At 62.6% G+C, this 12,830-nt stretch carries 13 protein-coding genes; 8 read left to right on the top strand and 5 right to left on the bottom strand.

Annotation, left to right across the window (positions count from 1 at the left end):
- The first annotated feature begins 101 nt into the window (after nucleotides 1–101).
- The 6 genes from lgt (at nucleotide 102) to A3AY_RS0117455 (ending at nucleotide 6,269) form a co-directional block, all read left to right on the top strand.
- Complete coding sequence (gene lgt, locus A3AY_RS0117480; RefSeq protein WP_026203552.1) at nucleotides 102–947, top strand: prolipoprotein diacylglyceryl transferase; 846 nt, start codon at nucleotides 102–104, stop codon at nucleotides 945–947.
- Nucleotides 948–955: 8 nt separating this feature from the next.
- Nucleotides 956–2,050, top strand: a complete 1,095-nt coding sequence (locus A3AY_RS0117475; RefSeq protein WP_018326957.1) for a class I SAM-dependent methyltransferase — start codon at nucleotides 956–958, stop codon at nucleotides 2,048–2,050.
- A 157-nt stretch (nucleotides 2,051–2,207) separates the two neighbouring features.
- Nucleotides 2,208–3,002 carry a peptidoglycan editing factor PgeF gene (pgeF, locus tag A3AY_RS0117470; RefSeq protein ID WP_018326956.1) on the top strand — a complete coding sequence of 265 codons (795 nt, stop codon included), beginning with the start codon at nucleotides 2,208–2,210 and terminating at the stop codon, nucleotides 3,000–3,002.
- Nucleotide 3,003: 1 nt separating this feature from the next.
- Nucleotides 3,004–4,155 carry a M24 family metallopeptidase gene (locus A3AY_RS0117465; RefSeq protein ID WP_018326955.1) on the top strand — a complete coding sequence of 384 codons (1,152 nt, stop codon included), beginning with the start codon at nucleotides 3,004–3,006 and terminating at the stop codon, nucleotides 4,153–4,155.
- Nucleotides 4,156–4,241: 86 nt separating this feature from the next.
- Nucleotides 4,242–5,114: a hypothetical protein gene (locus A3AY_RS0117460; RefSeq protein ID WP_018326954.1), complete on the top strand. Its 873-nt coding sequence runs from the start codon at nucleotides 4,242–4,244 to the stop codon at nucleotides 5,112–5,114.
- Between the two features lie 222 nt (nucleotides 5,115–5,336).
- Nucleotides 5,337–6,269: a ribose-phosphate pyrophosphokinase gene (locus A3AY_RS0117455; RefSeq protein WP_018326953.1), complete on the top strand. Its 933-nt coding sequence runs from the start codon at nucleotides 5,337–5,339 to the stop codon at nucleotides 6,267–6,269.
- On the opposite strand, the gene A3AY_RS0117450 is transcribed toward A3AY_RS0117455, so the two are convergent.
- The 5 genes from A3AY_RS0117450 to A3AY_RS0117430 form a co-directional block, all read right to left on the bottom strand.
- Nucleotides 6,270–6,833 carry an SRPBCC family protein gene (locus tag A3AY_RS0117450; RefSeq protein ID WP_018326952.1) on the bottom strand — a complete coding sequence of 188 codons (564 nt, stop codon included), beginning with the start codon at nucleotides 6,831–6,833 and terminating at the stop codon, nucleotides 6,270–6,272. It lies immediately after the preceding gene.
- Complete coding sequence (locus A3AY_RS0117445; protein WP_026203551.1) at nucleotides 6,830–7,177, bottom strand: ArsR/SmtB family transcription factor; 348 nt, start codon at nucleotides 7,175–7,177, stop codon at nucleotides 6,830–6,832. Before A3AY_RS0117445 ends, A3AY_RS0117450 begins: the two co-directional genes overlap by 4 nt.
- 75 nt (nucleotides 7,178–7,252) lie before the next feature.
- Nucleotides 7,253–7,633, bottom strand: coding sequence for a DUF779 domain-containing protein (locus A3AY_RS0117440; protein WP_018326950.1), 381 nt, complete (start codon nucleotides 7,631–7,633; stop codon nucleotides 7,253–7,255).
- 132 nt (nucleotides 7,634–7,765) lie between these two features.
- Complete coding sequence (gene adh / locus A3AY_RS0117435; protein WP_018326949.1) at nucleotides 7,766–9,274, bottom strand: aldehyde dehydrogenase; 1,509 nt, start codon at nucleotides 9,272–9,274, stop codon at nucleotides 7,766–7,768.
- Between the two features lie 179 nt (nucleotides 9,275–9,453).
- Entirely contained in the window at nucleotides 9,454–10,401 is a 948-nt protein-coding gene (locus A3AY_RS0117430) for a helix-turn-helix domain-containing protein (RefSeq protein WP_018326948.1), read from the bottom strand.
- Between the two features lie 197 nt (nucleotides 10,402–10,598).
- On the opposite strand from A3AY_RS0117430, the gene A3AY_RS0117425 reads away from it, so the two are divergent.
- Nucleotides 10,599–11,786 carry a benzoate/H(+) symporter BenE family transporter gene (locus A3AY_RS0117425; protein WP_018326947.1) on the top strand — a complete coding sequence of 396 codons (1,188 nt, stop codon included), beginning with the start codon at nucleotides 10,599–10,601 and terminating at the stop codon, nucleotides 11,784–11,786.
- A gap of 209 nt (nucleotides 11,787–11,995) precedes the next feature.
- Entirely contained in the window at nucleotides 11,996–12,607 is a 612-nt protein-coding gene (locus A3AY_RS0117420) for a 50S ribosomal protein L25/general stress protein Ctc (RefSeq protein ID WP_018326946.1), read from the top strand.
- The last annotated feature ends 223 nt before the right edge of the window (nucleotides 12,608–12,830 follow it).

Raw genomic sequence — 12,830 nt, 5'->3', positions numbered from 1 at the left:
AATACCGGGATGACCGCCTTTCCCTCACCAAACGCGCCTTGACCGACCCTCCCCGGGAGCCCATGTTCCGCCAAAACAACGGACGGGATTGAAGCAGTACCTTGGAAACGATACCGACACTCTTCTCCATCATGCCGTTCCCGGACATCGATCCGGTGCTGATTTCCATCGGCCCCTTGCAGATCCACTGGTACGGCCTTGCCTATGTGGCGGGCATTCTGCTCGGCTGGCAATATGCCCGCAGGCTGGCGCGCAATGTGTCGCTGTGGCGCAACGCGTCACCGGCCATCACCGAAGCCCAGCTCGATGATTTCCTGCTCTGGGTCGCGACCGGCATCGTCGGCGGCGGGCGCATCGGCTACATCCTGTTCTACGATCTTGGCAGTGTGCTGCAAAATCCGATCCGGGCGCTGGAAATCTGGAACGGCGGCATGTCCTTCCACGGCGGTCTGATCGGCACCATGATCGCCATGATCCTGTTTGCCCACCGCAACAAGATTGCCGTCTGGAGTCTTTTCGATGTCGTTGCGGCCGTTGTGCCGATCGGCCTGTTCTTCGGCCGCGTCGCCAACTTCATCAACGGCGAGCTTTGGGGGCGGCTGTCGTCCATGCCCTGGGCGGTGGTCTTTCCGACCGGCGGTCCCTTTGCGCGCCATCCGAGCCAGCTCTATGAAGCTGCCCTCGAGGGTCTCGTCCTTCTCACGGTTCTTGCCGTGATGATCTATCGTGGCGACGCGCTGAAGACGCCGGGCCTGGTCTGCGGCGTCTTTGTCGCCGGTTACGGGCTTGCCCGCATCGTCGTCGAATTCTTCCGCGAGCCGGATGCGCAGATCGGCTACCTCCTCGGCGGCTGGCTGACCATGGGCATGCTGCTGTCGTTGCCGATGGTCTTCATCGGCCTCTGGGCGATCGCGCGCGCCCGCCGCGCAAGTGCTGCAACCGTGTAAGGGCCCGCATGACGACGCTTCTTGCAGAAAAGATCAAGGCCATCATTCTCGCCAACGGCCCGATCAGCGTGACCGACTATTTCTCGCTCTGTCTGGCCGATCCGGAGTACGGCTACTACAAGACGCGGGAACCCTTCGGCCGGTCCGGAGACTTCATCACCGCACCGGAGATCAGCCAGCTGTTCGGCGAGATGATGGGGATTTTCCTCGTTCAGGCCTGGCAGCGGCACGGCGAACCCTCCCCGGTCAACATCGCCGAGATCGGTCCGGGCCGCGGCACGATGATGGCGGACATCCTGCGCGTCATCGCCAGGCTTTCACCTGCGCTTTACGAGGCAGTAACGGTCCACCTGGTTGAGACCAGCGAACGGCTGCAGAAGGTCCAGAGCCAGACGCTCGTCGCGCACAAGTTCAAGATTTCCTGGCATGACAGTTTCGACACGCTGCCGGACGGTTTTCTGCTTCTGGTTGCCAACGAGCTTTTCGATGCCATTCCGATCCGCCAGTTCGTCAAGACGGCGCAGGGTTTCAGAGAGAGGCTCGTCGGCCTCGATGCAGATGGTGAGCTGACGTTTGCCGCGGGCGTCGCCAGCATCGATCCGGCTCTCTTGCCGCCGGCCGCCGCAACCGCCGCGCCGGGTACGATTTTCGAGATCGCACCCGCCCGTGACGCCGTGATGGCGGCACTTTGCGAGAGCATCAATGCCAGTGGCGGGACGGCTGTGATCATCGACTACGGCCACATGGCGACGGGCCTTGGCGATACCCTGCAGGCGGTGCGCGAGCATCAATTCGATCCGCCGCTCAAACATCCCGGCGACGCCGATATCACCAGTCATGTCGATTTCGAACAGCTCGCCCGCAGAGCCGTAACGGAAGGGCTGCAGATCAACGGGCTGACCTATCAGGGCGACTTTCTCCTTGCGTTGGGTCTTGCCGAACGCGCCGCAGCGCTTGGCCGCGACAAGGACACGGAGACCCAGGAAAACATTCGCGCAGATGCAGAAAGACTGGCTGGAGCCGGCGAAGGAAAGATGGGCGAGCTGTTCAAGGTCCTCGTCGTCAGCAGTCCGAATGTGGCTCTCCTGCCCTTCCAGAAATAGCTGCCGGCAGCAGCCTGTGACGACACCGGCTGTCGTTTCGACGGATTGACAGAGGCCGCCCCTGAGGCCAACATCCGGCCAAATCAGGCCGGGGCGCCATGCCGACAGCTCCGGGAAACCCGCCATATTGCAGCATTTCGAAAGGGCAAAACCACCGATGAAGGATGATGCCCTGCCCTTGCCCATACAAAGCCCGCTTCTGTCCGAACAGGCGGGAAACGCCGTAAAACATGGCTATTTCACCCGCGCAGGCGGCGTCTCCGAAGGCATCTATCGAGGCCTCAATGTCGGGCTGGGCTCGAATGACGAGCGCGCCCGGGTGGAAGAGAATCGGGCCCGCGTCAGCGCATGGTTCGGCGCCGAGCCGCAAAAGCTGGCAACGGTGCATCAGGTCCATTCGCCCGACACCGTTATCGTCGACGGCAGTTATGACGGCACGCGGGCAACGGCCGACGCGCTGGTGACGGCGACGCCGGGGCTGGTGATCGGCGTGCTGTCGGCCGATTGCGGCCCGGTTCTTTTCGCCGATGCCGAAGCGGGCGTTGTCGGTGCTGCCCATGCCGGCTGGAAGGGGGCGCTTGGGGGCGTACTCGAAAGCACCATCGACGCGATGATCTCGCTCGGCGCCCGCCGCGAACGCATCATCGCCAGTCTCGGCCCCTCGATCAGCCGCCGCAACTACGAGGTCGGTTCGGAATTCGTCGAGCGGTTCCTCGAAAAGGACCCCTCTTATCAGATGTTCTTTTCTCCTTCGCCGCGCGAGGGGCACGCCATGTTCGATCTGCCGGGACTGACGATCAAGCGGCTCGCAGAGGCGGACGTCACGGCGGAAAATCTCGACATTTGCACCTATGCGGACGAGGAGCGCTTCTTCTCTTACCGCCGAACCACCCATCGCAGCGAGCCGGACTATGGCCGGCAAATCTCTGCAATATCGATTCGGGAGAGATGACATGGCACTGCATTTCACGCAGGACGAATTCGCGAGCCGGCTTGAGCGGCTGACGGCAAAGATGAAAGAGGAAAAACTTGCCGCCATGCTCCTGTTCGCACAGGAAAGCATGTACTGGCTGACCGGCTACGACACCTTCGGCTACTGCTTCTTCCAGACGCTGGTGGTGAAGGCCGACGGCTCGATGGTGCTCTTGACCCGTTCCGCCGATCTGCGCCAGGCCAAACATACCTCGAACATCGAACGCATCGAGATCTGGGTCGACCGCGTCAATGCCGATCCGACGATGGACCTGAAAAACCTCCTGAGCGATCTCGACCTGCTCGGTACGCGCATCGGCGTCGAATACGACACGCACGGCATGACCGGCCGCGTCGCCCGCCTGCTCGACCGTCAGTTGACCAGCTTTGGCGAGATTATCGATGCGTCGCTGCTCGTCAGCCGCCTGCGCCTCATCAAGAGCCCGGCGGAAATCCTCCACGTCGAAAAGGCCGCAAGCCTTGCCGACGACGCGCTCGACGCCGCCCTCCCCCTGATCCACGCCGGCGGCAGCGAAGCCGATATCCTGGCGGCCATGCAAGGCGCGGTGTTTGCCGGCGGCGGCGACTACCCGGCCAACGAATTCATTATCGGCTCCGGCGCGGACGCGCTTCTGTGCCGCTACAAGGCCGGGCGCCGCGCGCTCGACGCACAGGACCAGCTCACCCTGGAATGGGCGGGCGTCAGCGCCCACTATCACGCAGCGATGATGCGCACCGTGGTCGTTGGAGAGCCGACCAATCGCCACCGCGAACTCTACAGCGCCTGCCGCGAGACGATCCAGGCGATCGAAATGGTCCTGCGGCCCGGCAACACCTTCGGCACCGTCTTCGACGTGCATTCGAAAATCATGGACGAGCGTGGCCTTACGCGCCACCGGCTGAACGCCTGCGGCTATTCGCTCGGCGCGCGCTTCTCGCCCTCCTGGATGGAGCACCAGATGTTCCACATCGGCAACCCGGAGGCGATCGAGCCGGATATGTCGCTCTTCGTGCACATGATCATCATGGATTCAGACAGCGGCACGGCAATGACGCTTGGCCAGACGTACCTGACCACCGACGGCGCGCCGAGACCTCTGTCGCGCTTCGGACTGGACTTCATAACTGCTTAGGAAAATTGATCTACCGTTCGCGGGATAGGCGGAGAAAGCTGGGGGCCTGATCACTCCGCCGCCCGAGGAAACCGGACGGTAGAACGATGCGCCAGTCGATCATGCTCATTGCAGGCCTTGGAATTGCTGCGACCCTTTCGGGCTGCAACAGCATGGACGATCTGACCCCCCAGGTCGATGTCGGCGGCGGTACCTTCCGCTCCCCGCCCGTCAACCAGTCCGACCTCGACGCAATGTCGCAGCAGACCGTCCCTCCCCAGTCGACGACACCGGTTGAGAGTGCCCAGCTCGCCTCTCCCGTACAGGAGGGGTTTGTCGAGGGGGCGACCGGCACGGTTCTCGCCCAGGGCGACGGTGAATACACCGATCCGGCCGGATCGCTGGACGCACAGGCAGGACGCCTGCGGCAGGGACAGGTCCCGGCACAGCAGCGGCTGGCGCGCCGCCAGGTCATCGCCGAAGAGGCCGAAGCCACACCCGTTGAGGGCGCATCAGACGAACCACGGCAATCGGCGGCGCCGCTGCGTGCCGCGGAAGAAACCCCTGAGATCCAAAAACCCCAGAAGAGCGCCGCGATCGCCCCGGCGGCGACGCCGGGCACGATCCGCTTCCTGCCGATCATCGGCGCCCCGGTCGAGGCCGTTACGCCGTTGTCGAAACAGCTCGGCAACGAGGCGCGTTCCCACGGCCTGACGATCAAGAGCGCATCCGATACCAGCAGCCAGCACATCCTGAAGGGCTATTTCTCGGCGCTGAAGGACGGTGAGAAGACGACGGTCGTCTATGTCTGGGACGTGCTCGACAGCGGCGGCAACCGGCTGCATCGCATCCAGGGACAGGACACGGTCGATGCCACTGCTGCCAATCTCTGGTCGGTCGTGCCGCCGCAGACGATGCAGGCGATCGCCACCAGGACCATCGCTGAGTACCTGAACTGGCGGGCGAAAAACGCCGGCTAAGGTTGCCGGGCATCTCCGTGCGCTGCCTTGCAGCGCCAAATCCCGTCGCAAAACCACGCCAATGCAAAACTTTTTAGGATAAACCACGCTGCAACGCGGCAATCCTCTTGCATTCAAAGTCAAGGAGGTTATGAAGCGCGCATAGGCTTGGGACGATCGAGGCCCCGGCTGGCTTACGGAATTTGCGCGGAGGCAATCCGCGCCAGCACAGGCGGACCATCGATGAAGGTTTTCGCAGGCAACTCGAACCGGCACCTTGCCGAAGCGATCTGCAATTATCTCAACCTGCCCCTGGGCAAAGCAACCGTCAGACGGTTTGCAGACCAGGAAATCTTCGTGGAAATTCAGGAAAACGTGCGCGGCGAGGACGTCTTCGTCGTCCAGTCGACCTCGTTTCCGACCAATGACCACCTCATGGAACTGCTGATCATGATCGACGCGATGCGCCGATCCTCAGCCCGCCGCATCACCGCCGTCATTCCCTATTTCGGCTATGCGCGCCAGGATCGCAAGCCCGGCCCGCGCACGCCGATTTCGGCCAAGCTGGTGGCCAACCTGATCACCGAGGCCGGCGCTGACCGCGTCCTGACGCTCGACCTGCATGCCGGCCAGATCCAGGGCTTCTTCGACATCCCGACGGACAACCTCTACGCGGTGCCGATCCTCGCGCGAGACGTGAAGGAAAACTACGATTTGAGGAACGTCATGGTCGTATCGCCGGATGTCGGCGGCGTCGTGCGTGCCCGGGCGCTCGCCAAGCGCCTCGACTGTCAACTGGCGATCGTCGACAAGCGCCGCGAACGCGCCGGCGAGTCGGAAGTCATGAACGTCATCGGTGACGTTACCGGCAAGGACTGTCTGCTGATCGACGACATCGTCGATTCCGGCGGCACGCTCTGCAATGCCGCCGAAGCACTTCTGAAGAACGGCGCGACCAGCGTCACCGCCTATATCACCCACGGCGTGCTTTCCGGCGGCGCGGTTGCCCGCGTCACCTCGTCGAAGCTGAAGGAACTGGTGATCACCGATTCCATCCAGCCGACGACCGCGGTGCAATCGGCCCACAACATCCGCGTCATCTCGACCGCCAGCCTGATCGGCGAAGCGATCAACCGCACCAGCCAGGAAGAATCGGTTTCCAGCCTGTTCGATTGATCAGGCAGCCGGAACCCGCTTGCCATATTCCGCTTCCAGCGCCGTATGTTTCGGCCAGAAGAGGGACGGCTCCCGATCGTTCAGCCTGTCGGCGAGAATATCGAGATGCGTGTGCCAACCGGCGGCGAAGCTCAGCATCGCGTCTCGCGACAGTATGCGGCTGTGGCTGACGGTGAGGAGAACCTTGCTGCCTTGTTCCGCCAGATCGAAACGAACCTCCGACGGTTCGCCCGTTTCCTCCGCCCAGGTGTAGACAAGCAGCCGCGGCGGATCGCAGGTGATGACGGTCCCGTGCGATTCCATTGGTCCGGCATGCGCGGCATATTTGGCCGGAGGCCGATCGTCCCTCGCCGTCAGTCGTGAATTGTCGAAGAGATGGCGGACAGTTCCGCCCGCGCGCAATTCGATGGGGCCTGCCGCCATCCACTGGCGGCGTTTTTGCTCCTCCGTCAGATAGGCCCATATCCGTTCGATCGGGCCCGGCAGCAGGCGCTCGATGCGTACAGTGTCCTTCGGATTGATCACGCCGAACTCGGCGACAGGAATGGATTCGACCAGGCTCATGACTTCTTCTCCTTTTCACTATCTTCGATGTTGAGAATTTCCTCGAGAGTATCGAGCTGCGCATTCCAGAACTTTTCGTAGTAACGCATCCATTCAAGGCCAGCATGCATGGGCCCGACATCGAGGCGGCAGACATGAGCGCGGCCCCGCACTTCCCGGCGCAGCAGCCCTGCTGCTTCCAGCACCTTGACGTGCTTGGAGGCGGCCGCGAGCGACATGTCGAAGGGGGCGGCAAGATCGCCGACCTTCTGCTCGCCAGCGCTCAAATGTTTCAGCATAGCCCTGCGAGTCGGATCCGACAGAGCATGAAAGACGGCATCGAGTGGAGATAGATATTCAACCATGTAGTTGAATATAGCAGGGCGCCAGCAATTGTCAACCGAATGGTTTAATATCGACTGATGCAGCTGTGCGAAGGCTCACCGCGGCAGGGGGATGGCGCAGGCCTCGCCGCCGGAAAACAAGCGCGAACGCGTGAGGAAGCGCCGCTCGCGGCCATTGTCGAGCGAGAACATGCCGCCCCGGCCCGGCACGACATCGACGATCAGTTGGGTGTGTTTCCAGACTTCGAACTGGCTGGCGCTGATATAGACCGGCACGCCGCCGATCTCGCCGAGCTTCACGTCATTGTCGCCGACGATGTACTCATCCGTTGGATAACACATCGGCGACGAGCCGTCGCAACAGCCGCCGGACTGGTGAAACAGGATATGCGGATGGTCCAACCGGATTTCCCTGATGAAGGCGAGTGCCGCGTCGGTCGCGAGAACGCGGGGCTGGCCGTTGGTGACGTCGGTCATTGCTTTCTCCAAGGCAGTCCCCTCTCCCCGCCTGCGGGGAGAGGGTTAGGGTGAGGGGCAGATTAGAGCGGCCCCTCATCCGCCCCTTCGGGCACCTTCTCCCCGCAAGCGGGGAGAAGGAAGGACAAAACCTCAGAAGAAGCCCAGGGCCTTCGGGCTGTAGCTCACCAGCATGTTCTTGGTCTGCTGGTAGTGATCGAGCATCATCTTGTGGGTTTCGCGGCCGATGCCGGACTGCTTGTAGCCGCCGAAGGCGGCATGGGCCGGATAGGCGTGATAGCAATTGGTCCAGACACGGCCGGCCTCGATGTTGCGGCCGAAATTGTAGCAGCGATTGGCGTCGCGGCTCCACACACCCGCGCCGAGGCCATACAGCGTGTCATTGGCGATTTCGAGCGCTTCGGCATCATCCTTGAAGGTGGTCACGGACACGACCGGCCCGAAGATTTCCTCCTGGAAGATCCGCATTCTGTTGTGGCCCTTGAACACCGTCGGCTTGACGTAGAAGCCGCCGGCGAGCTCGCCTTCGAGCGTATTGCGCTCGCCCCCGATCAGCACCTCGGCGCCTTCCTGGCGGCCGATATCCAGATAGGACAGGATCTTTTCCAGCTGCTCGCTCGAGGCCTGGGCGCCGATCATCGTTGTCATGTCGAGCGGGTTGCCCTGCTTAATCGCCGCGACGCGTTTGATCGCCTTTTCCATGAAGCGGTCGTAAATCTTCTCGTGCACCAGCGCGCGGCTCGGGCATGTGCAGACCTCACCCTGGTTGAGCGCGAACATCGCGAACCCTTCCAGCGCCTTGTCGAGATAGTCGTCGTCCTCACGCATCACATCTTCGAAGAAGATGTTCGGCGACTTGCCGCCCAGTTCCAGCGTCACCGGAATGAGGTTCTGGCTGGCATACTGCATGATGAGCCGGCCGGTCGAGGTTTCGCCGGTAAAGGCCACCTTGTTGATGCGCGGGCTGGTGGCGAGCGGCTTGCCGGCTTCGAGGCCGAAGCCGTTGACGATGTTGAGCACACCCGGCGGCAAGAGGTCGCCGACCAGTTCGATCCAGACGAGGATCGAGGCGGGCGTCTGCTCGGCGGGCTTCAGCACGACGCAGTTGCCGGCGGCAAGCGCGGGCGCAAGCTTCCACGCAGCCATCAGGATCGGGAAGTTCCACGGGATGATCTGGGCGACGACGCCAAGCGGTTCATGGAAGTGGTAGGCGATGGTGTCGTGGTCGATCTCGCCGATCGAGCCTTCCTGGGCACGGACGCAGGAGGCGAAGTAGCGGAAGTGATCGATGGCAAGCGGCATGTCGGCTGCCATGGTTTCGCGCAGCGGCTTGCCGTTGTCCCAGGTCTCGGCGCGCGCCAGGAGCTCGATATTGTCTTCCATGCGTTGCGCGATCTTCATGAGGATATTGGCGCGCTCAGTGGTCGAGGTGCGGGCCCACTTGTCCTTGGCGGCGTGGGCGGCGTCGAGCGCCAGCTCGACATCGGCGGCCTGGCTACGGGCGATCTGGCAGAGAACACCGCCAGTGACCGGCGTCGTGTTGTCGAAATAGCGCCCGTCAACCGGCTCGCGCCACTCACCACCGATAAAGTTGCCAGACTTCTGCTTGAACGGATTCTCGACGATTTTCTGATGCAACATTTGATTTCTCCTCCTGAAACAGACTCCAACAATCTGCTGCCAGGAAGGTGCGCCGAAACCGGTCATGCGGATAGAGAGGCGAAACGTGCCGGGGCGGGCGAGTGTCTCAGATGTGCGACACTTGAATAACGCGAAGCATGCTGCAGCGCGGTACGGGGACCGCGCAGGCGTCCGGCCGATCAGTTGATCGAGAGCTTCTTCATTTTCCGGTAGAGCGTTGCCCGACTGATGCCGAGCGTATCGGCCGCCTGCGAGACATTGCCGCTGCTGCGCGACAGGACACGGCGCAGCGCCGCACGCTCGGCATCGAAAAGATCCTCGCCCTGCCCCGCCGGCACCTCATCGAGCACATCGGCGGCTGGTACGCCGGCGGCAATGCGCCGGTCATCGAGATTGAGGCGGAGACGCGCGGCCCGTGTCGCTCCGAGTACGAGGTCATCGCGGTCGATCGCAAGCAGCGCCGGACTGCTCTTGCCCTCGGCAGGGACCAGAAGGATGCGGGCGCCGTTGAAGGCGCGGCGGAAGAGATTGGCCTCGATCCGGGCGGCGGCATCTCGGATAGCCTGCGACATCAGCAGCATGGCCATTTCGCCGGCGTCCTCCCGGCAGGTCGAGATGTCGATGGCGGCAGCAACCCGGCCGCAATGGTCGCGGATCGGTGCGGTCGAGCAGATAAGGCCGGTATTGCAGCTGAGGAAATGCTGGTCTCGCTGGATGACGACAGGGCGCTCGTCGGCAATCGCTGTTCCGATGCCGTTGGTGCCGACGCTCGCTTCACTCCAGACGGTGCCGGACCAGAGGCCAAGCCCGCGAAAATCCTTGTCGTCGCCGGCAGCGCCGCGGCGTTCGAGGGCAACGCCATTGCTATCGGTCAAAAGCAAGCAGCACCCGGCTCTGCCGACTGTCGAAAACAATCGGTCAAGTTCGCCCTGGGCTTCTTCGATCAGATGCCCGGACGCCTCCCGCGCCGCGCGAAACTCGCGTTCGGACAGGCGCTGCGGCGCGCGCGCCTCTTCCGGAGAAAGGCCATGCACCGTCAGGCAGCGGCGCCAGGATGCCGCGACAGGCGAGCTGGCCGCTGCCGACGCATGATGTGCGACGGAATGAACGTGATCCGAATGATTCATCGGCTCTCCTCCCTGAGGGCTGACGCTGACGCAACTATAGGCATATTCGGCGAAACGTCCACCTCGACAAAGGTCCAAAGGCAAAACCGGTCAGCACCGCATGCGCCGCTTCGCCGGCGGCGTGCTCTTGCATGAACATGACGATGTGATAGGGCAGTTTACCCCGTTTACCTCCAAGCTTTCATGGTCCCCGCACGATGCTTCGTGAATTTTCGCTCCAGAGCCTTTTCATGGGGCTGCTTACCGCCTTTGTCGGCTTTGCCAGTTCCTTTGCCGTCGTGCTGCACGGGTTGACCGGCGTCGGGGCAACGGAGGCGCAGGCAGCGTCGGGACTGATGGCGCTGTCGGTATCGATGGGGCTGTGTGCAATCGTGCTCAGTGTCGCGACGCGGTTGCCGGTCAGCATCGCCTGGTCGACGCCCGGGGCGGCGCTGCTTGCCAGTTCCGGCACGGTGGCGGGCGGCTTCAGCACGGCTGTCGGCGGCTTCCTGATCTGCGGCGTGCTCATCATTCTGGCCGGCCTGTGGAAACCGCTCGGCCGCGCGGTGGCGGCAATTCCCACGCCACTCGCCAATGCCATGCTGGCGGGCGTCCTGATCGGGCTCTGCTTCGCGCCGGTCAAGGCGATCGCCTTCAATCCGCTGTTCGGCCTTCCGATCGTTCTCGCCTGGGTCATCGTCGGCAGCGCCAACCGGCTGTTTGCCGTGCCTGCGGCCCTGCTCGCCTTCGTTCTGGTGCTCGCTTTCGGTGTTGACATGCCGGCCGATGCCATGGCGCGGGTATCGGCGACGCTCATCCCGCATGTCGAATGGGTCAGCCCGAGCTTTACCCTGGCCGGCCTGGTCAGCATCGCGCTGCCGCTGTTCATCGTCACCATGGCCTCGCAGAACATTCCGGGCATCACCGTGCTCAAGGTCAACGGCTACGAGCCGCAGCCCGGGCCGCTCTTCACGACGACGGGTATCTTTTCCATCCTGAGCGCGCCCTTCGGTGGCCATGCGGTCAATCTCGCCGCAATCACGGCGGCCATGTGCGCGGGCGAGGATGCGCATCACGACCCATCCCGGCGCTACTGGTCGGCAATCATCGCCGGCGCTGGATATATCGTCTTCGGCCTCCTTGCCGCCGCCGTTACCGCCTTCGTCAGCCTGGCGCCGCCGATCCTGATCCAGGCGGTCGCCGGTCTTGCCCTGATCAGCGCCTTTGCCGGCTCGGCCATGGCAGCCTTCAAGGAGCAGGATAGCCGCGAAGCCGCAGCCGTCACGTTCCTGGTGACGGCCTCCGGGGTCAGCTTTGCAGGAATTTCGGGTGCATTCTGGGGGCTGCTGGCCGGCGGTCTCATGCTCGCACTCGCCCGCTTCACCCGATCGCGAGGGCGCCGATGACGGCATCGCTCGGTCCCGGGCTGCGCTTCAGGCAAGTTTTTCGGCCAGAACCGGCACTTGCTTGCATTTCACGGCATTCTCGGTTATGGACGCGCGTCCGCGCAGACACCCTTGGAGGCAAACGCGGATGAGGCGGTCAAAGGCCTCGGTTCATCCCTGTCTTCATAGCAAGCGGATGAGCTCTCCAAAAACACCAGAAAGGTACTGCCATGAGCCACGCATCCTACGAGCTCAAGGCCGAAACGCGCGAACGGGTTGGTAAGGGGTCCTCCCGTGAACTTCGCCGCAACGGTCTTATTCCTGCTGTCATCTACGGCGACAAGCAGGCTCCGATTTCCATCGCCCTTTCCTCGAAGGAAGTCACCCAGAAAATTCACGCCGGTGGTTTCATGACCACGATCGCCACGATCGAAGTTGGCGGCGAGAAGATCCGCGTCCTGCCGAAGGACTACCAGCTGGATCCGGTCCGTGACTTCACCATGCATGTCGACTTCCTGCGCGTGTCCAAGGACTCGAAGGTCACCGTCGAAGTTCCGGTTCACTTCGTCAACGAAGAAAAGTCCCCGGGCCTCAAGATCGGCGGCGTTCTCAACATCGTTCGCCACGAAGTCGAAGTGTTGGTTTCCGCCGACGACATTCCGGAATTCCTGACAGCCGACCTCTCCGGCCTGAAGGTCGGTGACGGCATCCACATCTCGAACATCAAGCTGCCGAAGGGCGTGACCCCGGTCATCGCCGACCGCGACTTCACGATCGCCACCATTGCCACCCCGGCCGGCGGCGTATCGGAAGCGGAAGAAGCAGAATCCGCGTCCGAATAATCGGCGCTTTCAAAGCTTGATCGACAACCCGTCCCATTTCACATGGGGCGGGTTTTTTGTTGCTCGCCGCCAGCGGCATCGCTTGCAGCCCGCAACGACAACTAAAACTCTTTACCCCGCGATTTCAGCAACATTTAAGACTTTCATGATGTGTTGTCGTCGGGGGATTGCTCCGGCTTCAATGTACGAGAATCCGAATGGGACGCGAGACTAGCAGCGCGAT

Source organism: Rhizobium giardinii bv. giardinii H152, from assembly GCF_000379605.1.
GTDB lineage: Bacteria > Pseudomonadota > Alphaproteobacteria > Rhizobiales > Rhizobiaceae > Pararhizobium > Pararhizobium giardinii.
This window is presented reverse-complemented; position numbering and strand designations above follow the sequence as displayed.